This window comes from Priestia sp. P5_B4 (assembly GCF_056400385.1).
This window is the reverse complement of record NZ_JBFULJ010000032.1, coordinates 1-23,152: the sequence shown is the minus strand read 5'-3', so window position 1 is coordinate 23,152 and position 23,152 is coordinate 1. Positions and strand designations below refer to the sequence as shown.

Below are 23,152 nucleotides of genomic sequence, written 5' to 3'. Positions count from 1 at the left end.
AAGCAGGGTTTATTGAAGAACTGGAAAAAATGGTTAAAGAATTTAAACAGTACACAGTAGATGCCCCGTCTCTCGAAGAGATGAAGAAAAAGCTTCAAGCAGAAGATGAGAAAGTCCTTGCTGATAAATTACATGATTTACATCTCATTTACGGAGAATTAGAAAAACAGCTGATGACGAAATATGTAGATGGAGAAGACTATTTGAAGCTGCTGAGTGAAAAAGTAGCGTCTTCTGGTTATCTTGCTCAAACAACGATTTATGTAGATGGATTTCATCACTATACTCCTCAAGAATTAACCGTATTAGTAGAGCTGATGAAAGTTTGTAGAGAAGTAAAAATAGCGGTGACTTCTGATTATTCATATCAAGATTTTATTCCAAATGACTTGCACTTGTTTCGATTAACGAGCGAAACGTACCAAGAAATAATGGGCCTGGCGGCTGAAAACGGTATAGAGATTCAAGAGTCAATCGTATTTAACGAACAAAAAAGGCATCAAAACAGTCCAGAGCTTGCCTATTTAGAACGATATTATGATGAACGGCCAACGCCGGAATTTCAGTCAGAGCCCGAGCACATTCAGCTGCTGCCGGCTGTTAGCCGAAGAGCAGAAGTTGAAGGGATTGCAAGAGAAGTGCTTTCACTTGTGCGCGATCGCGGCTATCGCTATCGTGATATTGCCTTGATTGTTAGAAATGCAGAAGACTACCATGACTTGCTTCAAACCATTTTTCAAGATTATGAAATTCCGTACTTTATTGACCAAAAGCGAGCGATGTTTCACCATCCACTCGTTGAATTTGTTCGCTCAGTCTTAGAGGTGGTAAGCGGGTCATGGCGATATGAAACCATCTTTCGAGCAGTGAAAACAGATCTTTTATTTCCTTTGTCATCTGATGTGCACCAGCTTCGCGAAGAGATGGATGAATTAGAAAATTATGTACTTGCTTACGGTATTCAAGGATCTAAGTGGACGAGTAAGGAACCATTTACCTACAGAAAATATCGTTCACTTGAAGACATGAACCTTGGGAAAACGGACGAAGAGCTTGCTTTTGAGCAAAAAATAAATGAATTAAAAAATATGATTGTTCCTCCTATTTATTCGCTTCAGCAAAAATTAAAACAAGGGAAAATAGGAAAAGAAAAAGCAGAAGCGCTCTATCGTTTTTTAACGAATTTAGATATTCCACAAAAGATAGAAGCGCTGCGCAATCGATGTGAAGAAGAAGGAAAGCTTCAAGAAGCAAGAGAGCACGAGCAGGTATGGAAAGCAATTCTTCACTTATTTGATCAGTTTGTTGAAATGATGGGAGAAGAGAAAGTATCGATTTCTTTGTTTGCAGATCTATTTGAGACAGGGCTTGACAGCATGCAGTTTGCACTTGTTCCGCCTGCACTGGATCAAGTGGTTGTGGCAAGTTTTGAGCGTTCGCGTTTATCCGATATCAAAGCAAGCTTTGTGTTAGGTGTAAATGACGGTGTGATTCCAGCTAAACCAAAAAGCGATGGCCTGTTATCTGAGAAGGAGAGAGAGCAGCTGCTTGAATCAGGTTTATTACTTGCGCCAACCGGAAGACAAAAGCTGTTTGACGAACAATTTCTCATTTATTTAGCACTTTCCAGCTCTTCGGAAAAACTTTATGTTTCGTATCCTCTTGCCAATGAGGAAGGGAAGACCCTGCTGCCTTCACTCGTTATTAATCGAGTAAAAGAGCTATTTCCGCTCCTGCAGGAAAAACTGTTAATGACGGAACCTACAGATTTAGAAGAAGAAAAGCAAGTTGATTATATTACAAATCCTTTAACGAGCATCGCGCATTTAGCCAGCCAGCTGCAAGGATGGAAACGCCATTATCCGATGAGTTCCGCTTGGTGGGATGTGTATAATTTTTATGTAGAAAATTCAGATTGGAACTCATACAGTGGGAAAGTACTAAGCAGCTTATTTTATCAAAATGAAGCAAAACGGTTAACAAAGAAAACGAGTCAGCGTCTGTATGGAAAGCATATTCAAGCAAGCGTATCGAGAATGGAAAAATTTGAAGCCTGTCCATATGCGCATTTTGCTTCTCACGGGCTCAAGCTTAAAGAACGAAAAGTTTTCAAATTGGCGGCTCCTGACATAGGCGAGTTATTTCACGCGGCGTTGAAAATGATTTCAGACGAACTTCGCGGCGGTCAAAAAGAATGGAAGAACTTAACGAGAAAAGACTGTCAGCAGCTTTCTACGGCTGCAGTGCATGAGCTTGCTCCGCGCTTGCAAAATGAGATTTTATTGAGCTCGAATCGCCACCACTATTTAACACATAAGCTGCAGCAAATTATTGAACGTGCGTCGCTTGTGTTAAGTGAGCACGCTAAGATGAGCGGCTTTGTTCCCGTTGGATTGGAGCTTGGATTTGGACCTAGCGCAGAGCTTCCTTCTATGCAGTTCACACTGCCAAATGGCCATACGATGGAACTCGTTGGCAGAATTGACAGGGTAGATAAAGCGGAAAGCTCAAAAGGACTTTTACTGCGTATTGTCGACTATAAATCAAGCGATAAAGCATTAAACTTAGTGGAAGTGTACTACGGTTTATCTCTTCAAATTTTAGCTTATTTAGACATAGTCGTGACGTATGCTGAACAGCTTCTTCATGATAATAGAGGAGCATTGCCTGCTGGCGTTCTTTATTTCCACGTTCATAATCCAATGATCAACAGCACTAAAGCATTACAGCCTGATCAAATTGAAGCTGAAATCTTCAAGAAGTTTAAAATGAAAGGACTGCTTGTAGGAGACGAGGAAGCAGTAAGGTTAATGGACGAAACGTTAGAATCAGGGCACTCACAGGTTATATCAGCTGGCATTAAAAAGACAGGGGGCTTTTATTCCAATTCTTCGGTTGCGAGCGAAGAAGATTTTACACATCTCCGTCAGTATGTGCGAGGTAAATTTGTGGAGGCAGGTACAGAGATTACAAATGGGAAAATTGACATTTCGCCTTATAAACTAAAAGATAAAACACCATGTGCGTTTTGTGAATACCGCTCAATTTGTCAGTTCGATGAATCAATGGAAAACAACGAATATCGTCAGCTTAGTACAGAGAGTCAAAGTGTTATTTTAGATAAAATTCGAGAGGAGGCCAAACGAGATGAATGAAGATATACACGTAAAACCGGCCGACTCCCAGTGGACAGATGATCAGTGGAAAGCCATTGTTTCATCCGGTCAAGATATATTAGTAGCCGCGGCGGCTGGCTCAGGAAAAACAGCGGTTTTAGTTGAACGTATTATTAAAAAGATTACGATGGGTGATGAGCCAATCGATGTTGATAGATTACTCGTTGCTACGTTCACAAATGCTTCTGCAGCCGAAATGAGAAATCGAATTGGAGAAGCATTGGAAAAAGAGTTAAAAAAGAATCCATCTTCTTTGCACTTGCGCAGACAGCTTAATTTATTAAACCGTGCGTCGATTTCTACGCTCCATTCTTTTTGTTTAGAAGTCATTCGAACGTATTATTATTTGATTGATGTAGACCCTGGTTTTCGGATTGCAGATGATACGGAAGCCGATCTTCTGCGTGAAGAAGTATTAGAAGAATTGTTTGAAGAACAGTACAGTATTGAACAGAACGAGCGATTCTTTGATTTAATTGATCGTTATACAAGTGACAGAAATGACTTAGATATTCAGCTTATGGTAAGAAAGCTGTATGACTTTGCAAGATCTAACCCTGACCCAAACGGCTGGCTTGAAATGATCGTGAGTCAATATGATGTGACAGAAGACTCTTCTATTGATTCACTTCCGTTTCTATCTTTTCTTTTACAAGAAGTAACAACGCAGCTGATGGGCATTGAGTCGATTTTAAAACAGGGCTTAGAGTTAACAAAGCTGCCAGGAGGGCCTGCTCCTCGCGCCGTTAATGCAGAGGAAGACCTGGCTCAAATTCATCGGCTGATCAGTGCTTCTAAGCATTCTTTTAATGATTTGCATGAGGAAATGCAGAATTTGAATTTTACTCGTTTAAAGCCATGTAAAGGAGAAGCATACGACTCGCAGCTTTTAGATGATTTCGGAGAGCTTCGCAAAAAAGCTAAAACAAGTCTTGAAAAACTTCATGCTGATTTGTTTTCTAGGCCTTTGCACGGCTACATGGCTGATTTTGAGAAAATGAAGCCCGTTATTGAAACGCTAATCTTTTTAGTTCAGCGCTTCGGTGAACGATATGAACATATGAAAAAAGAGAAAGGGTTAGTGGACTTTTCTGATTTAGAACATTATTGCCTGCAAATCTTGAGTGTAAAAGAAGATGGAGTGCTTAAGCCTTCGTCCATTGCCCAAAAATATCGTACTCAGTTTGAAGAGGTGCTTGTTGACGAATATCAAGATACAAATATGGTTCAAGAAACACTGATTAAATTAGTGACGAGAGATAGTGAAGAACAAGGGAATTTATTTATGGTTGGAGATGTAAAACAATCCATTTACCGCTTTCGTTTAGCGGAGCCATTTTTGTTCTTAACAAAGTACAAGCGCTTTACACAAGATGGTCGCCAGTTCGGAAAACGTATCGATTTGAATAAAAACTTCCGCAGTCGTTCTCAAGTGCTTGATGCTACAAACTTTATTTTTAATCAGCTGATGGATGAAGAAGTAGGAGAAATTGCATATGACGATGATGCTTCTTTAAAATTAGGCGCATCGTATCCAAAAGCGGAAGGAATGGAAACGGAGCTTCTGCTCATTGCAAAAGAAAATGCAGAAGAAGGAGGGGAAGAAGAATCGGATTCTTCTCTCGTCGCTTTTTCAGAAGCAGAGCTTGAAACGGCTCAGTTAGAGGCAAGAGCAATGGCGCGTAAAATCAAAGAACTCGTTCAAAACCGCTTTCAAATATATGATCGCAAGCTCGATATCATGAGAAATGTGACGTATCGTGACTTTGTTATTTTGCTTCGTTCTATGCCTTGGGCTGCGCAGATTATGGATGAATTTAAGCAAGAAGGCGTGCCCATTTATGCCGATTTATCAACAGGTTATTTTGATGCTACTGAAGTGATGATTATGATGTCTTTATTAAAAGTAGTAGATAACCCGCATCAAGACATTCCGTTAGCTTCTGTTCTTCGCTCACCGGTAGTAGGGCTTTCAGATGAAGAGTTAGCTACACTGAGAGCAGAGCAAAAGAAAGGAACGTATTACGATGCGTTAAAAACGTACTTAGCGGCTTCAGATGATGAAGAACTTCGCGATAAAGTAAAGTATTTCTATGAGCAGTTAAAAGCATGGAGAACACAAGCTAGACAAAGCTCTTTGTCAGAACTGGTATGGCAAATTTACCGCGATACGGGTTTCTTTGAATTTGTTGGCGGACTTCCTGGCGGGAAACAGCGTCAAGCCAATTTACGTGCTCTTTACGATCGCGCTCGCCAGTACGAGGCAACTTCATTTAGAGGTCTGTTTCGATTTTTACGTTTTATTGAACGCATGCAGGACCGAGGGAACGATTTAGGAGCTGCTCGAGCACTGGGAGAACAAGAAGATGTGGTGCGTTTGATGACGATCCACAGCAGTAAAGGTCTTGAGTTTCCTGTTGTTTTTGTAGCTGGTCTTGCTCGTCAGTTTAACTTAATGGACTTGAATAAAGCATATTTACTCGATAAAGAACTAGGTTTTGGATCTAAATATATTGATCCAAAACTGCGTATTACGTACCCTACTCTTCTTCAGCAGACCATGAAGAAAAAAATGAAAAAAGAAAGCATGGCAGAGGAAATGCGGGTATTATACGTAGCTTTGACGCGTGCGAAAGAAAAACTTATTTTAGTCGGAACAGTAAAAGATGCACCAGAAAAGCTCAGACAATGGAGCTCCGTTATGGCACATGAAGATTGGACGCTTCCAGCTCACGTGAGAAGAGATGCAAAATGTTATTTAGACTGGATTGGACCTTCTTTAATCCGTCACCAAAATGTTAGTCATATGGTTGAAGGAGAGGTCCAGCCGGCCAAGGTGATTCATCAGCATGCTTCAAGCTGGAAACTTTCAACGTTATTAGCAGATGATTTAGCCGAGCAGCCTCTTGAAGAGCAGCAGCATCATGAAGAGCTTTTAAACGCTCTTCAAAAGCATGAGCCAGTTTCAGAATCGAGCGATTATAAAGACGAAGTGTATAGACGCTTAAATTGGTCTTATGATTATCATGTAGCTTCCGTTCATCGCTCGAAGCAATCTGTTTCTGAACTAAAAAGGCAGCAGCAGCTGACGGACGCAGGTGGAAGCGACGATCTCATTCGGGGATCTAAAGCACCTCTTGAAAATCGTCCGCTGTTTCTTCAAGAGAAATCTCTCACAGGAGCTGAAAGAGGAACAGCTACACATGCCGTTATGCAGCAGCTTCCATTAAATAAAGCTTATACCCTTGAAATGGTTCAAGACTTTATTCAATCAATGGTTACCAAAGAATTATTGACGCAAGAACAAGCGGATGCTGTTGATGCAAATGATGTAGCAGACTTTTTAGACAGTGACATTGCACAAGGTATTCGAACGGCTCGCACGCTTTATAGAGAGATGCCTTTTAGTTTAGGTGTCTCCGCTAAAGAAATCTATGATCATTGGGAGCAGGAAGACGAAACAATTTTAGTGCAAGGTATTATTGATTGTTTGTATGAAACGGAAGAAGGTCTCGTTTTACTTGATTTTAAAACCGATAACATTTCGGATCGTTTTCAAGGGGATTTTGAACGAGCAAAACCATTTCTAATTGACAGATACCGCATTCAGTTAGAGCTTTACGCAAAGGCCATTGAGCGGATTGTAAAACAACCTGTGCAGCATCGCTATCTGTACTTTTTAGATGGTGGACATGCTGTTGAAATATAAAAAAAGAAGAAGGCGATAGTCTTCTTCTTTTTCACCAATAAGGAGAGAGTAACATGCGTTKATTACATACAGCGGATTGGCATTTGGGGCGAACGTTAGAAGGTCGAAGCCGTCTAGCTGAGCAAGCACAGTTTTTAGATGAACTGGCAGACATTGTGGAAGAAGAAAAGATAGATGCTATTCTCATGGCGGGAGATGCCTTTGATACGGTTAACCCTCCAGCAGCGGCAGAGCAGCTTTTTTACGAAAGTATGTCTAGGTTGAGCAACAATGGAAAACGTCCGATTATTGTTATTGCAGGTAATCATGACAACCCAGATCGGCTGTCGGCGGCTTCTCCATTAGCTGTTCATCAAAATATTACGCTTCTTGGTTTGCCTACTACCGATGTAGAAAGCATTCACATTCCTACATCAGATGAAGTGTTAAAGGTTGCGGCTCTTCCTTACCCATCTGAATCAAGGTTAAAGGAACTGTTAGCAGAAGAAAATGATGAGCTGGCTCTTCGAAACTCATATGATGCCAGAGTAAAAGGTATTTTTGATAAAATGAGTGAGCAGTTCACAACAGATACCGTTAATATTGCCATGAGTCATATTTACGTAGCAGGGGGAAGTTCAACGGACTCAGAACGTCCAATTGAAGTAGGAGGAGCTTATACGGTGGCGGCGACTAGTTTACCTGCTAATGCTCAATATGTAGCTCTAGGACATTTGCATCGCCCGCAAATGATCAATCGCGCCAGCACCCTTGCAAGATATTCTGGGTCACCTCTTGCCTATAGCTTTTCAGAGTCAGGCTATGCAAAGTCTGTTACCATTTTAGACGCTCAGCCAGGAAAAGAGGTCGAAATGACCGAAATTCCATTATCCAGCGGAAAGCCTTTGACACGTTGGAAAGCAAAAAACGGACTGCTAGAAGTATATACGTGGCTTGATGAACAGAAAGATGCGCAGGCATGGGTTGATTTAGAAGTTCACGTAGAAGATGCACTTTCATTAGAAGAAATCCATCGTCTTCGCAAGCTTCATCCAGGCTTTATTCATATCCGTCCAGTATTCAAAGCAGAAGAACTAGCACTTGAAACACGTTCACAGCGAGAAGTGCCGATCGAAGAACTGTTTACAAAGTTCTACAGCAGGCAAACCGGCGGAGGGGCACCTGATGATGAATTAGTCAAACTGTTTTTAACCTTGATTAACGATGAAGAAGTATCGGGAAAGGAGGATGAAAAATGAAACCTATTAACTTGACCGTTTCGGGGCTTCACAGTTTTAGAGAAAAACAAACTGTCGACTTTGAAGCGCTGTGTTCAGGCGGTGTTTTCGGAATATTTGGTCCTACAGGAAGCGGGAAATCCTCCATTTTGGATGCCATTACACTAGCTTTATACGGAAAAGTAGAGCGTGCAGCAAATAATACACAAGGAATTTTAAATCACGGGGAAAATGAACTGAAAGTATCGTTTACGTTCGAGCTGGAAAACGCTAGTCATAAAAAACGCTATACTGTTGAACGAAGCTTCAAACGAACGGATGAACTGCGTGTGAAATCAGCTTCAAGTCGATTGATTGAAATCGAAGATGAAACGTACGTATTAGCAGATAAAACGAATGATGTAAATCAGCAGGTACAGGAACTTCTCGGTTTAACTATTGATGATTTTACAAGAGCTGTTGTATTACCACAGGGAAAGTTTGCAGAGTTTTTATCATTAAAAGGGACGGAGCGCCGTCAAATGCTGCAGCGTCTTTTTAATCTCGAGCAGTACGGAGATCAGCTTAGTAAGAAAATACGCTATCAAGTTCAGCAGCTAAAAACAGACCTAGATAAGATTACGGCAGAACAAACGGGATTAGGTGAAGCTTCAACAGAGAAAGTAGCGGAAGCCCAGCAACTTGTAAGTGATAGCATTGTACTTTTGGAAAAACGAGAAAAAGAAGCGTCTGATTTGCAGGAAAGATACGATCAGCAGGCGTCTCTTTGGAAAGCGCAGCAGGAAAAAACAATGCTAGAAGAAAAACTAGTGCATGCTTCTAAGCAGGAAGAGGAGATTAAACAAAAGCAAGATGTGCTGACGAAAGCTCAGCAGGCAGAACGTCTTTTTCCCTATTTAGAAACATTTGAACAAGCTGAAAAACAGCAGAAGCTTTATGAAGATAAAGTAGAAAAATTAAAAGCACAAATTGTTCAAAAAAGTGAGGAATATAAGCGCTCAAATAACTTATATGAGCAGGCTCGCTTACAAAAAAATGAACAACAGCCCAAATTGGTTGTTCAAAAAGAACAGCTTCAACAAGCTTCTGATCTTCAAAAACAAATTAAAGAAGGTCAGCAAGAAATAAAAGAAGCGGAAGTTTCTCTTCAGCAAAAGCAGCAGGCAATTCAAACGAAAAATGATGAATTAATGGAAGCGGATCAGCGGTATCAGCAAGGTTTGACTCTTCAAAAAGAGTTAAAGGAAACATTAACAAAAGTGGAGATTCAACCTGATTATCGGCAGGCTGTTCAGCAAGCATTTTACCGTTATCAAGTATGGAATAACGATAAAAAAAACCTAGATGAAGGTCAAAAAACGTATAAAGAAAAAGCCGAACAGCTTAAGCATTTGTACACACAAAAACAAACACACAAAGAGAGAGATCAGCAAACAATAGAACAAAGTAAAGGGTTATTTTCAGATATTCAAGGCTTGTATCACACTGTATGTGAGCGGGAAAAAGAGTTTCAGCAGCTTTTTCAACAAGCAGATCGTTTAATGAGCCATCTAAAAAGACGCAAAGAAAAAGAATGGTCACGCCGTCTGGCTCATCAATTAGCCGAGCAGCTGACCCAAGGAGAGCCTTGTCCGGTTTGTGGCTCTGAGCATCACCCTAACCCCGTGTTACATCAACAAGAAGGTGACGTCACAACTGAATCAGCGGATCAGTTCGAAGATCAAGTCAATCAGTTGCGTGAACAGCGATTTAGCTATTCGTCGCTCAAAATGCAGCTTGAACAGCTAGCTAAACCTCTTGTTGAAAAAATACCTGAGTTAGCTGAGTTTATGAATGAAGCTGGCGAAGTTCCTGCTTTAGGAGAAATGGATACAGATGCCTTTGGGCATTATGCTAAGAAAATAGAAGTTGAAATCAAATCTCTTGAGCAGGATTATTTGCAGGTAAGTGAAAAACAGCAAGCAATTCTTGGGCAGATACAAAAGGTCCAGCAAAGTCTTGAAAAGATTGAATTAGAGCTTGCTCATTATCAAAAAGAACAAGCTGAATTAGAAGGAAAGATAAATCAGCAAAAACAGGCGCTACAAGCAGGAAAAGAAGCTTTGCAACAAGACTATCCTTCCTTTGTATTTGAAGAGATGGAAAAAATTAATGAAAAGCTGACTGAAAGAGAAAAAGAAGAGCAGACAATAAAGGCTCGAATTGAAAAAAGTAGCGTATTTTTTGAAAATCAGCAAAAGAAAATCGAACGTCTAAAAGAAGAGAAATATGCGGGCGAAAAAGAATTTACAGAATTAAAAGCAATGCTGTCTCATAAACAATCTCTTGTTCACTCGCAAATTGAACGCTTGCGTACGCTTACAGATCAAGAAGATATTGAACAGGCGCTGCAAAAAACAGTTCTTTTACTTGCGGAGTTAGAGACGAATGAACAGCAGGCATATCAACATTGGCAGACTGTTCAAAAAGCGTATCAAACGCTGCAAATGGATGAAAAAGCGGCGAGCGAGTCCCTAGAAACAGCTCATATCCAGTATAAAAAGGCAGCTGAAAAATGGGAAGAAGCGGTAGGGAATTCTTTATTCAGCGAAGGAAAAGAAGTTCAGCAAGCTTTGTTATCACATGATGAGATGAAATTGTTGGATGAAACTGTTCAGGCTTATTGGGACAATATAAAACAGATGAAGTCATCAATTGAACAGTTAAATATTCAGCTGAATCACCAGTCCATAGAAGAGCACCAATTTGAAGAAACTCAGCAGCTGCTTCATGATATAAAAGCGGCTGTGAAAGAAGCGGTTCAGCTCAAGGGAGCAGCTGAGCAAACGTTAAAAAGCGTCAAAGAACGGCATGAGCGATTTTTAGTGCTTGAACAGGACCGTGAAGAAAAACAAGCGTTATTTGAACAGTATCAAAAGCTTCAAACAGTATTTAAAGGAAATGCTTTCGTGGAATATATTGCTGAAGAACAGCTGATGTCCGTTAGCCGAGATGCTTCAGAGCGTCTGGGTATATTAACACGTCAGCGCTATGCGATTGAAGTTGATTCCCAAGGCGGCTTTATTATGAGAGATGATGCAAATGGAGGAGTAAAACGTCCGGTTTCAACTTTATCTGGTGGAGAGACGTTTTTAACTTCCCTGGCTTTGGCCCTTTCATTATCTGCACAAATTCAGCTAAGAGGAGAGTATCCGCTGCAGTTTTTCTTTTTAGATGAAGGATTTGGAACGCTTGATGGAGAGCTTCTTGATACCGTGGTAACAGCGCTTGAAAAACTTCAGTCCAATAATTTATCAATTGGAGTCATCAGTCACGTGCAAGAACTTCGTGCTCGCCTGCCAAAACGTTTGATTGTTGAGCCGTCCGAGCCTTCTGGCAAAGGAACTAGTGTAAGAGTAGAAACTTTATAGGGAAGGAAATCTATATGAAGAAAAAAGACAGGCGGATAGGAACATGCGAATTATGCGGAAGGCAGGATGTCTTGACGACCGTACATCATTTAACGCCAAAGGAAATGGGCGGAGCATTTGAACCAACAGCAAACTTATGTATTCCGTGTCATAAACAAATTCATGCGTTATACACAAATGATGAATTAGCCATTCGTCTTAATACGATTTCTTTATTACAAGCTGATTCTAAAATTAGCTCTTTTATTAAATGGATTCGTAAACAGCCTTCTTCTAAATTACCTAAAACCAAGAAATCAAACAGCCGAAAATCCAAGTGAATAAAAAACCCCTTATCCGCTTTAATAGCAAAGATAAGGGGTTTTTTTAAGCATTTGCTGCTATATTTTGATCGAATAAATCTGGATCTAACGTATTTGTTCCTGAAATGCCGTTATTAGTATTAACAAAGTTACCTGTATTTAAAGAACCAGAGCCTGACGCTGTTTTAGCGGCACTTTTTGGAGAAACATAAAACGTATCTCCAAACGTTACGACACCGCCTCCGACGCTCATGATACTAACGGGTCCAATTATTGCTGGCATGAGATTCACACCCTTTTTTCATGATATTAATTTAGTATATGAGCAGCTTTTTAAAAGGTTCACTCACTGCTGCTAGCTTGTGAAGAAGCACTACTTGATGTTCCTGTTTCAGCTTCCTTTGAAGGTTCATCGTTGATCAGTTCCCGAATATGCTTAATGCGGGCTTCTGCATAAACATTGCACGTTGATCCAATATGAATAACTGATGAGAATGAGCACCCTTTTATATCAATTCTGTTAACGCGGATCAAAGGTATTTCATTCCATGTTTGAACGGGAATAGGTTCATAATCGCCATGAGGAATAGGCTCATTAAAGATAGCGTAATCATCAAAGTTTCCTTCTCGACCGTAGAAAAACGGATACTGTCTCCGATCGGCTAAAGCTTTATTAAGTAGATGAATTTCTGTTGAATCTCCAATTTGGCAAAAGGAGCTCGCCGACAAGGAATTAATTTCTATATAATTAACAGAAGATGTGCGTGAAAGCATACGTAAGCTCCTTTATGATAACGATAGTGGCACATAAGGTCCGATAATCAACGATTCAGCCGGCGTATCAAATGTTGAGGATAGAGAGATGTAATTGGCATCACCAATTAAAAAAAGAGAAGAAGAAGATACGCCTGTAATACTAACGTCTCCAACAAGCAATTCGCGGTTTACAACGTTAAAGTTCATGAAGGAGGTCCACCTTTCTTTAAAGATTCAGGTAAATACGTTAAAAATGCGTCAATTCCTTTTTTCATATCTTCATAAAGTTTACCGATAATTTGAGGTTTGATTTGTTCAAAATTTCTTTCCATTTCTTCCGGCTGAACTTGCTGTATATAAAAAGTAATCCGCTGCTGCAGCTGCTTTTTAATATCTTCTAAAATAAACTCGTAGTACGATTCATCAATCATCATCGAGCGCTCATCAAGCACATGTTGAACCATAGAAAATCCATATTGATTAAGTTCAGCTAAAATCGTTTCGTGGATATCAGAGACCCACTGTTTTTCTAGCTGGCGGTTCAACGGTTTTAAGCTAGGATTTTGCGGTCCAGGACCTCCGGGTTGTCCCGGCTGCTCACCTTGAGGCGGTTGCCCCTGTGGCTGAGCTCCTTGCGAAAACGTTACTTCTGGTTTCTCATTGATAATGATATCTTCTAAATTATCAGGTGTAAGAGGGTTTAATCCAATATTTAATGTTCCATCTAATGAATCGATTTTTAACTGTTCAAATTTATATTCAATTTTATCAATTTTAATAGGTGGCTGTTCACCTAACTCTTTTATTTTTTTCTGAAGTTCTTGTACGTTTTTTTCAAGCTGAGCAATGCGTCCTTCTTGCTGCTGAATATACGAAGACATTTGCTGAACATACTGATGTACCTGCTGAATATAGTCCATGTTATCCACCTTCAATCACCTCAATTCCCTTATCTTCTGATAAAGAAAATAGTTATATATATACATATGGCGATGAAGGTTGTAACATGTCAGTCGTTGTCTCGAACTGGAGGAGTTAACGACTGTGAGAAAGGAGCTGGGGCAGTGCCCGCACCGGTTCCGGGAGTAAAGGTAGAAGGAGAAACAGATCCAAGAATGCCTTTTTTTGTTTCAGTAGGTGCAGCGCCTGTAAACCCTCCTGTATTAAAGAGATTTGAGTTCGGTTTAATAACACCTACGCTTCAAATTTGAAGTACTGAAGAGTTACTTACGGCACTGATTTTCATACTTTGAATACAGATACTTTGATTCAMGTAAAAGTTCATAAGCATCCTCCTGTATGAGCTTCATTTCTATTATAGATTTCCAGCAACATTTTGGTCATTTACATCATTGTCTGACGTATTGGTTGAGCTCTGCTGATTCACAACATATAATCCGTCACCTGTATTAAACGAACCTGCGCCAGCAAATGTTTTAGCAGTGGAAATAGGGGCTATTGTATAAACATCTCCAATATGAAAGACGCTGGCTGAACCAACACTGTTAAGATTAACAACACCAACAATGGCAGGCATAGGCAAACACCCTTTTAATTTAGTCTAGTAACAGCATATGAAGCCTAGACAAAAAGGTGATTAATGCTTTTTCTTTATCTATATGCAGGGAGGAAGCAAAACATTAAAGAGAGGAATGGAAATAGTAAACATTGAAGAAAAACTTTTGCGTTCGATATAATGTGAAAACAATAATGAAATAATGTAAGGTGTGAAAGAATGAAACGTTTCAAAATGAACGCAGCTGATAAAGAACAGCGCATTGAGGCAGCAGATGTATTAAAAGGAATCGCGCTTATTGGTATTTTGCTCATAAACATGCCGAATTTTTATTCACCTGCTTCCTATTACGACCATAATTTGTTGGACGGTTCAAGAATGAACTATGTTGCTAATGGATTAGTTGATGTAGTTGTAGGGCAGACATGCTACGCGCTGCTCGCTATTTTGTTTGGATTTGGTTTTATGAAAATGTTCCAGCGTACATACGAAAGGCAAGTAAGCTTTACTCCTTTTTATGTACGAAGAATCACGGTTTTGCTTCTCGTTGGGGCTATTCATGCTTTATTTATTTGGCACGGTGATATGATTGTGATGTACAGCTTCTTTGCTTTGATCATGCTATTTTTTCAAGAAGCAAAGAAAGAAGTGATATTAGCGTGGGGAACCGGAATATTTAGCATTTATGCTGTGATTATGATTGTTATTTTAACAGTAGCGGCTTTTGTTAACGAAGGAGAGACAGCAGCGGGAATTCACCAGCCTATTATTGACCAAGCGCTTCAAGCATATGGATACGGAAGTTTTGCGTCAATCTTTCATCAGCGCTTGCTTGATTGGTACTACGCGTATAATTTAAATACGGTTCCTTTTCTGTTTTTATCGCTATTTCCACTGTTTTTATTAGGCGGTTTTATGGCAAAAAGCGAGTGGTTCGAAGAAATAGAAGAATATATAGTGGAGACAAAGTGGCTTTGTCTTATTTCATTCATCGTGTATGCAGCATCATCTGTATTGCCCTATGTTTTAGATCACAATGTAGCGACATCGTATATTCACGATACAATTGGAGGAACGGCAGGAGCAATTTTTATTGTAACGTTGGTCACATTAGCTATGCGAAGTGTATCTATTCAAAAAGTCATGCAGCCATTTGCCTTTTTGGGGAGAATGATTTTAACTAATTATATTGTCCAGTCCATTGTATGCACATTTCTTTTTTACTCATATGGGTTAGGATACTACGGACATATTTCAATTGTAGAAGGTTTGGCTATTGCGGGGATTATCATTTTTATTCAACTGCTGGGAAGCAGGATATGGATGAGCCTATTTTCAGATGGACCCCTTGAAAAACTCATTCGGTATGCTACTTATGGACGCAGTCGCTAAAAATCCTTTTTCTTCCTTATATTATTGGTGAAGGAAAGGTTTTCATGATATGATATTTTCAGAAAGGACGTGAGATGAATGGCTCCACTACATATTCATGTAACGCTTTGGACATTATTAATTATCTCGTTTGTGGTTTCGTTGATTTTACATCGAGCAGGTAAAGCTAAAGGTCAAAAAATCCTACATATGGTGGCGAGACTCCTATACTTATTAGTATTAGTATCAGGTCTGCATATGTTAGCAGCTTGGTACCATTTTCAAGGCGCAGCGCTCATTAAAGGAATTGCCGGAGTGTTAGTGCTTGTGGGAATGGAAATGGTACTTGTTCGTACTGAAAAAAGAAAGCGTACAGGCGTTGCTTGGGCAGTTCTTGTAATTGCGCTTATCTTAGTATTCTATTACGGATATGTCGTACTAGGATAAGAAAAAAGCTATCTTGGATAAGATAGCTTTTTTCTTTTGCTTTAATCTAAAAAAAGATTCATTGAACGTTCTCCATCATTAACGGTATATTCAAATCGATCTAGGTGATGCGTGCCTCGTTCGAATAAATGCTGAATGGCACAAATTTTCTCCTCATTGTCATAAATGATAAAATTAGCACCTTTTGTATCACCGTCTGTCGGTAAAAAACATAATGTGTTGTGACAGTAAATACAATCATAAAGAGAGAATTTTAATGAATTTAAGTGCTGAGTGAATGATAAAAAGGTCTCTTTCGGTAGCGATTGAAGAAGCTGTTCGTATGCATAAGGTAGCTTTTTAGTCAGTCTTAGCTTATCCCCATTTCGCAATAAATACGTTCCATCGTGAAGCTTTATTTGACGGTCATCAACCATAATGGCTTTTTCCCAGCGTGTATCAATAAGAAGTTCTAAGGTATCATCCATTACTTCATGGAGCATGGAAGCTTCGTCACTTTCATCTTCAAAGAAAATCCACTGTGAATCAACACATTCAACCGTACCAATCACGAAGGAACGCGGCTGATTGTTCAGAGCTTGTTGTTTAGAATAATGATTCATAATCAAACCTCCGTGTGAAATTTATCCATATTTTTTTATTGCCTAAAAAAGCTCTCTTTATAACTCGAAAGTGAAAATAAAATATAAGGACAATTCAACTGTAACTATTGCGTGCATACAATGGCATTATTTCATTCATAAACAAGAGCGTGAAAGAAAGGATGATAAACGATGTGTGGTATAACGGGTTGGGTCGACTTAAAGCGATCGCTTTTAAATGAAACAGCAACAATAACAAAAATGGCTGACACTTTATCGAAAAGAGGTCCTGATGACACCAACGTATGGACACAGCAGCATGTTGCTTTTGGGCACAAACGCTTAGTTGTAGTAGATCCTCAAGGCGGAAGACAGCCCATGACAAGAGAAAAAAATGAACAGCTCTATACGCTTTGCTATAATGGAGAGCTTTACAACACGGAAGATATTCGGAAAGAATTACTAAAAAGAGGTTATCAATTTCAGGGACATTCAGATACGGAAGTACTTCTAACATCTTATATAGAATGGAAAGAATCATGCGTAGATCATTTTAACGGTATCTTTGCTTTTTCAATCTGGGATGAAGCCAATGAAAAGTTATTTATAGCACGCGACAGAATGGGAGTGAAGCCCTTATTCTATCGATCTTATGAAGGTGGAATTCAATTTGCATCGGAATTAAAAGCGATATTAGCTCATCCTGAGGTGAAAGCGGAAGTAGGATTAGATGGATTAGCAGAAGTGTTTGGCTTAGGACCTTCTCGTTCTCCCGGCCACGGCGTATTTAAAGAAATAAATGAATTGCGCCCGGCTCACGCGCTCACGCTTACTCGTAACGGGTTGAAAATTTGGCGATACTGGAACGTGAAAAGTGAGCAGCATACAGATGATTTAGGTGAAACTACAGAAAAAGTTAAATTTTTAGTGCAAGACGCGATTGTAAGACAGCTAGTGTCGGATGTCCCGGTTTGTACATTTTTATCAGGTGGAGTAGATTCAAGCGCCATTACAGCAATTGCTGCAAATGCGTTCAAAGAAAGCGGCAAGGGCTCTCTTCATACGTATTCTATCGATTATGAAGACAATGATAAATTTTTTAAAGCAAATGAGTTTCAGCCAAATTCTGATGGAACTTATATCAAGCTCATGTCGGATACGTTTCAAACAAATCATCACCGCTGCATTATTTCAACGGAGGACCTTGTGCAGCATTTAACAGAGGCTGTAGAGGTGAGAGACCTTCCTGGAATGGCTGATGTAGATTCATCGCTGCTTTGGTTTTGCCGTGAAATCAAACAAGATTTTGTCGTGAGCTTATCAGGAGAATGTGCGGATGAAATTTTTGGAGGATATCCGTGGTTTCACCGAAAACATGATTTGTCTTCGGATACCTTCCCGTGGATGCGTTCATTAGATGCTCGAATTGATTTGCTGCAAAGTTCATGGAGAAAGAAATTACAGTTAGAAGATTATGTGCGTGCAAGATATGAAGAAACATTAAAGGAAGTGCCTGAATTAGAGGGTGAATCGTTAGAAGATGCGCAGCGGAGAAAGCTGTTTTATTTAAATCAGATTTGGTTTATGACAACTTTATTAGATCGTAAAGATCGTATGAGCATGGGCGCGAGCTTAGAAGTACGGGTACCTTTTGCAGATCATCGCCTTGTGGAATATGCATGGAATATTCCGTGGGAGATGAAAATGACGGGCAATAAAGAGAAGGGGATTTTACGAAAAGCGCTTGAAGGAATTTTGCCTCATGACGTTCTTTATCGCAAGAAAAGCCCTTATCCTAAAACGCATAACCCAGCTTATACAAAAGCTGTAACTGTATGGCTTCAATCTCTTTTACAAGATAAACAGTCACCTCTTCATGAATTTTTTGATAAGCAACAGTTAAAGCATATTATTGATACAGGCGGAGAAGGATTTAAAGCACCGTGGTTTGGTCAATTAATGACAGGACCTCAGCTGCTAGCTCATCTAGCTCAAATTCACGTCTGGTTTACTCACAATAATATTCAAATTGTGGAATGACAGGACCCTCTCAGTACAGAGGGTTTTTTTTATGAAATAAAGTCATCTGTTTCTCTTTTTTGTACGTTTAACTAGAGAAGAAGACCGCAGTCTATTTTTGTATAACTTTACATAGATATAAAATAAAAGCTTGAAAGCACCGAATAAAGGGAAAGTGTACTGAAACCCTGGAAAAATGGTACAAACGTCATATTTTAATGGTTTAGTTATTGGTAATTTTATGATTCGAATAAAGACAAGCAGTTTATCGTTGTGTTTAATAATAAAGCTTTGTATAATGTTTGTATAACTATTGTATAGGATTAGGAGTGTATGTATGCAAAAAAACGTAATCGTGATTGGAGCAGGTCCAGGAGGACTAGCGGCAGCGATGCTGTTAGCAAGTCATGGCTATAAAGTAGATGTATATGAAAAGCAAGGATACGTGGGCGGGCGAAATTCAGCGATTAAAATGTCGGGTTATACGTTTGATATGGGTCCTACATTTTTGAGCATGCCACAGATTTTCGAAGAATTATTTCAAGCTGCTAATCGCAATGCGCATGATTATATGGACTTAAAACGTCTAAATCTCATGTATGAGCTTATTTTCGATGATGCGCAGATTCAGATGACGGATAACCATAAAAAGATGAAAGAAGAAATCGAACGTTTATACCCAGGAAACGGAGAAGGCTATGAGCGCTTTATGAAAGACACCGAAGCAAAGATGGCGGCTTTGCTGCCTTTATTGCAGGGCGAGATGGATCGTTTTCATCACTATTTAAAGCCTGAAGCAATTCGAGCACTGCCGCACTTATCCTTAGGTAAAACGCTCTATGATGTACTTGGCAAGTATTTCACTGATGAGAAATTGAAATTAGCTTTTACTTTTCAATCGAAGTACTTGGGAATGTCCCCTTGGGAATGTCCAGGAGCCTTTTCTATTTTATCGTTTATGGAACATGCTTACGGTATCTTCCATCCAATAGGAGGAGTAAACCAACTATCTCAAGCAATGGCAAAAGTAGTGGAAGAACATCAAGGGCACATCCACTTAAACCAAGGTGTCCAAAAACTATGGGTTGAAAATAAGAGAGTAAAAGGAATTATTCTAGAAAATGGAGAGCGAATAGGGGCAGACGATGTCATTATCAATGGAGATTTTGCTCATGCGATGACGAATTTAATAGATGAAGGTACCCTTAAAAAATATGCAGTTAAAAAACTTGAAAAGAAAAAATACTCTTGTTCTACTTTCATGATTTATCTAGGCATAGACAAACAGTACAAAGATCTGCCTCATCACACGATTGTGTTCGCTGAAGATTATAAAAAAAATGTAGAAGAGATCACAAAAACGCTAGCTCTTTCAGAAGACCCTTCTATCTACATTCAAAACCCTGTGGTAACGGACCCAACTTTAGCACCAGAAGGAAAGTCTGCTCTTTATATTTTAGCGCCGGTTCCAAATAATTTCAGYGGCGTAAACTGGGATGAAAAACAAAAAGATTTCCGGGATGCAGTATTAAGAATTGTAGAAAAGAAAACGGGCTTCAAAGATTTAGAGAGTCATATTGAAGTTGAAAAAATCATTTCACCAAAGCAGTGGGAAGAAGACGTGCTGGTCTATAAAGGAGCGACATTTAATCTTGGACATCAGCTCACTCAAATGATGGTGCTGCGTCCGCATAATAAATTTGAAGAATTAGAAAACTGCTGGCTAGTTGGAGGAGGAACTCATCCAGGAAGCGGTCTACCAACTATTCTGGAATCATCTCGCATTACGACAAAGCTCATCTTAAAAAGAGACGGAGAATTACTGAATGAGCCGTTTAAAACCATGAAGGAAATGGAGAGTGCATTATGAGAACAGCAATTGTTGGAGGCGGCATAGGCGGTTTGATTACCGCTTTGTTATTAAGCAAACGAGGATTTTCTGTTGATATTTTCGAAAAAGAAAACAAGCTGGGCGGCCGGTTGGCGTTTGTAGAAAAAGATGGTTATAAAATTGATGAAGGTCCCACGATTGTCTTACTGCCTTTAATGCTTGAACGTATTTTAGATGAAGCAGGCATTTCTGCTTCTCAATATGAACTAATACGCTGTGATCCACTTTATGATATTCATTTTCCAGACGGTACGACCTATACAAAAAAAGCGACTGAAAAAGATCAGTTAGAGGAAATTAGCCGTTTGTTTCCAGGCGAAGAGCAAAACTACCGGCGTTTTATGACTGAATTAAAAAAGCGATTTGAATTAGGAAGTAAGGCATTTTTGGAAAAAACATTTGTAAATAAACGAGATTTTTGGACATGGCAAAACATCAAGGCATTAAAAAAAATGAATGCAAATAAATCAATGAGAAAATTTGTTTCAACGTATTTCCATGATGAACGTCTAGTAGATGCCTATTCCCTGCAATCTCTCTATATTGGAGGAAATCCTTATTCAGCCCCAGCTATTTATTCCCTTGTTCCTTACAGTGAGCATGCTCATGGCATCTATTACGTAAAAGGCGGATACGCAAGTCTTGTGCCACTTCTTGAAAAGGCGCTGATAGAGCAAGGTGTAAACATTCATTTGAATAAGGCGGTTCAAGAGCTTTCTATATCAGGAGACAAAACGGAAGGGGTTATTGTTGACGAAAAACTTTATCCATTTGATCAAGTTGTTTTAAATGGCGACTTTCCTAATATGGCGAAAATTGCTCGAAAAAAAGAAAAGAAGTATGTGCCTTCGTCCAGCTGTCTGCTGCTTTATCTTGGTTTGAAGAGAAAATATGATCATCACAATGTGCATCAATACTTTATGGGCAATGATTTAGCTAAACATATGGAAGCAGTGTTTAAGCATAAAACGATTCCTGAAGATCCCGCTATTTATACATTTAATCCCTCTGTTATTGATCCATCGTTAGCCCCTGAAGGGAAAAGTGTGCTATATGCACTTATACCGGTTCCATCAGGCGGCCACATTGATTGGAGCAATCAGCAAGATTTTGTTGATGGAATCATTCGAACTTTAGAAGAAAAAGGGTTTGAAGAGCTTCGTAAAGAAATAGAATGGGTAAAAGTACGCACGCCAAATGATGCTCAAGCATTTGGACTTTACGAAGGAGGAAGCTTTGGTATTGCTCCTGAGCTGTTTCAATCAGGCGTATTCAGACCCCAGTACCAGCCGTACGAATATAAAAATGTTTTTGCAGTCGGAGCATCTATTCATCCAGGCGGAGGCGTGCCAATTGTTATGCAAGGAGCAAAAATGTTAGCTGATCATCTTATTGAACAATCATCTGTTCAAACGGTTGCAAAGCTTTCTTAAGATCTTGTAAGCCATAAGGAAATGATGGTTTATCCTTTAATAGAGAAAGGGGTCCTATATGATGAACATTTCGTTAGACAAAGCGTACAATCAGTGTGAAGAAATTATTAAAGAAAACTCAAAAACGTTTTACAAAGCTTTTTCCATGCTGCCGTCAAAACAAAGAAAGGCAGTATGGGCAGTATATGCATTTTGCCGTCAAGTCGATGATATTGTAGATGAAGGATGCAACCCTGAAATAGAGTTGCAGCAATTCGAATCAGAATTTGCCCGATTTAAAAATGGAGAACTATTAAACGAAAGCGCCATGTGGGTAGCTCTGCGCAATGTATTTGAACAATATGAGATGAATGTTCAAGCGTTTGATGATATGATTACCGGCCAGAGAATGGATTTAGTAAAAAAAGAATACGATACGCTTGATGAAGTGAAAACATACTCTTATCATGTAGCGAGTACGGTAGGGTTAATACTTTTACCGATTTTAGCTCCAACTACTCATAAAGAATTAGAAGAAGAAGCAGTTGCATTAGGCATTGCGATGCAGCTGACCAACATTTTAAGAGACGTTGGGGAAGACTTAGAGCGAGGGCGCATTTATTTACCGAAAGACCTTATGAATTCTTACGGATATACGCGCATGCTATTAGAGAACCGGTGGGTCACTTCTGAATTTATAGAGATGTGGGAGCACCTGGCCAAAGAAGCGGAGATGTATTATATAAAAGGACTTCAGTCGATTCAAAAATATCCGGTCGCTTCTCGTTTGCCTCTCACAGGAGCGGCGCATTTATACCAAGCGATTCTTGATAAAATTCGAAAAGAAAATTATGACGTATTTACAGAAAAGCACTTTGTCACAAGTCAAGTGAAAAAGAAAATTATGACATCTATTTCTACGGGGTAACGCAAAGGAATTATTTTTCCTTTGCGTTACTTTTTTTTGAAAAGATATGAAAGCGTTAACTATTATGTAAATAAGAAAAAAGTCTCAGCCAAGAAGAAATTGCTGGTTTAGATTTTGCTGAACACGGTTCATCCGCATACGAATTTCGTGAAAGTTTCGTAGCGACAGCAGATGGTAACCTTCATCCTGAATTTGGTGTTGGATTGATTGATCGATTAAATAAAGTTGGTAAAGTATCGGATAAACCTCATATCTCGAACGTAAATGAGACGGTATAGCAGCATATAGATGGAAAAAAGTGATTAAAAGTAAAAACTTTTAATCACTTTTTTTGTTTTTATCAACTTATTTAACAATAATGTAAGCGTTAACGTTATAATGGAAACAAAAGTGAGTTTGAAACAGTTCGTCTATAGG

The 23,152-nt window shown here is 39.3% G+C and carries 17 protein-coding genes and 1 pseudogene; 11 read left to right on the top strand and 7 right to left on the bottom strand.

The window, feature by feature from the left end; genetic code table 11:
• The 5 genes from addB to AC1DRF_RS06290 form a co-directional block, all read left to right on the top strand.
• A partial coding sequence (gene addB / locus AC1DRF_RS06310; RefSeq protein ID WP_477740435.1) for a helicase-exonuclease AddAB subunit AddB occupies positions 1-3,155 on the top strand: 3,155 nt, incomplete at its 5' end.
• A complete protein-coding gene (addA, locus tag AC1DRF_RS06305) occupies positions 3,148-6,885 on the top strand; it encodes a helicase-exonuclease AddAB subunit AddA (protein WP_427075754.1) in 3,738 nt (1,245 codons plus the stop codon). The genes addB and addA, both read left to right, overlap by 8 nt.
• Before the next feature lie 53 nt (positions 6,886-6,938).
• Positions 6,939-8,123: an exonuclease SbcCD subunit D gene (locus AC1DRF_RS06300; protein ID WP_477740434.1), complete on the top strand. Its 1,185-nt coding sequence runs from the start codon at positions 6,939-6,941 to the stop codon at positions 8,121-8,123.
• The gene (locus AC1DRF_RS06295) at positions 8,120-11,512 is read left to right on the top strand and encodes an SbcC/MukB-like Walker B domain-containing protein (RefSeq protein ID WP_427075753.1); all 3,393 of its coding nucleotides are present in this window, start codon (positions 8,120-8,122) and stop codon (positions 11,510-11,512) included. The genes AC1DRF_RS06300 and AC1DRF_RS06295 overlap by 4 nt, the downstream gene beginning before the upstream one ends.
• Before the next feature lie 14 nt (positions 11,513-11,526).
• Positions 11,527-11,832 carry an HNH endonuclease gene (locus AC1DRF_RS06290; protein WP_013081707.1) on the top strand — a complete coding sequence of 102 codons (306 nt, stop codon included), beginning with the start codon at positions 11,527-11,529 and terminating at the stop codon, positions 11,830-11,832.
• Positions 11,833-11,878: 46 nt separating this feature from the next.
• Here AC1DRF_RS06290 and AC1DRF_RS06285 read toward each other — a convergent pair whose 3' ends face one another.
• The 6 genes and pseudogenes from AC1DRF_RS06285 to AC1DRF_RS06260 form a co-directional block, all read right to left on the bottom strand.
• Entirely contained in the window at positions 11,879-12,097 is a 219-nt protein-coding gene (locus AC1DRF_RS06285) for a spore germination protein (RefSeq protein WP_025749935.1), read from the bottom strand.
• Positions 12,098-12,156: 59 nt separating this feature from the next.
• The gene (locus AC1DRF_RS06280) at positions 12,157-12,588 is read right to left on the bottom strand and encodes a spore germination protein GerPE (RefSeq protein WP_028407429.1); all 432 of its coding nucleotides are present in this window, start codon (positions 12,586-12,588) and stop codon (positions 12,157-12,159) included.
• A gap of 12 nt (positions 12,589-12,600) precedes the next feature.
• On the bottom strand, positions 12,601-12,777 hold the full coding sequence (locus AC1DRF_RS06275; RefSeq protein ID WP_013055355.1) for a hypothetical protein: 177 nt from the start codon (positions 12,775-12,777) through the stop codon (positions 12,601-12,603).
• Positions 12,774-13,490, bottom strand: coding sequence for a spore germination protein GerPC (gene gerPC, locus AC1DRF_RS06270; RefSeq protein ID WP_043980887.1), 717 nt, complete (start codon positions 13,488-13,490; stop codon positions 12,774-12,776). Before gerPC ends, AC1DRF_RS06275 begins: the two co-directional genes overlap by 4 nt.
• An 89-nt stretch (positions 13,491-13,579) precedes the next feature.
• A pseudogene (locus AC1DRF_RS06265) lies at positions 13,580-13,855 on the bottom strand (spore germination protein GerPB).
• 30 nt (positions 13,856-13,885) lie between these two features.
• The gene (locus tag AC1DRF_RS06260) at positions 13,886-14,107 is read right to left on the bottom strand and encodes a spore germination protein (protein ID WP_013055358.1); all 222 of its coding nucleotides are present in this window, start codon (positions 14,105-14,107) and stop codon (positions 13,886-13,888) included.
• Between the two features lie 198 nt (positions 14,108-14,305).
• Between AC1DRF_RS06260 and AC1DRF_RS06255 the strand changes: the two genes are divergently transcribed.
• Together AC1DRF_RS06255 and AC1DRF_RS06250 are read left to right on the top strand one after the other, a co-directional pair.
• Positions 14,306-15,478, top strand: coding sequence for a DUF418 domain-containing protein (locus AC1DRF_RS06255; protein ID WP_427075752.1), 1,173 nt, complete (start codon positions 14,306-14,308; stop codon positions 15,476-15,478).
• Positions 15,479-15,556: 78 nt separating this feature from the next.
• Complete coding sequence (locus AC1DRF_RS06250; protein ID WP_013055360.1) at positions 15,557-15,904, top strand: DUF1516 family protein; 348 nt, start codon at positions 15,557-15,559, stop codon at positions 15,902-15,904.
• Positions 15,905-15,945: 41 nt separating this feature from the next.
• On the opposite strand, the gene AC1DRF_RS06245 is transcribed toward AC1DRF_RS06250, so the two are convergent.
• The gene (locus AC1DRF_RS06245; protein WP_477740433.1) at positions 15,946-16,506 is read right to left on the bottom strand and encodes a DUF2777 domain-containing protein; all 561 of its coding nucleotides are present in this window, start codon (positions 16,504-16,506) and stop codon (positions 15,946-15,948) included.
• A gap of 171 nt (positions 16,507-16,677) precedes the next feature.
• Here AC1DRF_RS06245 and asnB point away from each other — a divergent pair, with 171 nt between their 5' ends.
• From asnB to AC1DRF_RS06225, 4 genes are all read left to right on the top strand, one after another.
• Positions 16,678-18,525, top strand: a complete 1,848-nt coding sequence (asnB, locus tag AC1DRF_RS06240; RefSeq protein WP_025749930.1) for an asparagine synthase (glutamine-hydrolyzing) — start codon at positions 16,678-16,680, stop codon at positions 18,523-18,525.
• Positions 18,526-18,841: 316 nt separating this feature from the next.
• Positions 18,842-20,374, top strand: coding sequence for a phytoene desaturase family protein (locus AC1DRF_RS06235; protein ID WP_427075751.1), 1,533 nt, complete (start codon positions 18,842-18,844; stop codon positions 20,372-20,374).
• Positions 20,371-21,828: a phytoene desaturase family protein gene (locus AC1DRF_RS06230; RefSeq protein ID WP_025749928.1), complete on the top strand. Its 1,458-nt coding sequence runs from the start codon at positions 20,371-20,373 to the stop codon at positions 21,826-21,828. The genes AC1DRF_RS06235 and AC1DRF_RS06230 overlap by 4 nt, the downstream gene beginning before the upstream one ends.
• 58 nt (positions 21,829-21,886) lie before the next feature.
• On the top strand, positions 21,887-22,735 hold the full coding sequence (locus AC1DRF_RS06225; RefSeq protein WP_427075750.1) for a phytoene/squalene synthase family protein: 849 nt from the start codon (positions 21,887-21,889) through the stop codon (positions 22,733-22,735).
• Positions 22,736-23,152 lie beyond the last annotated feature (417 nt).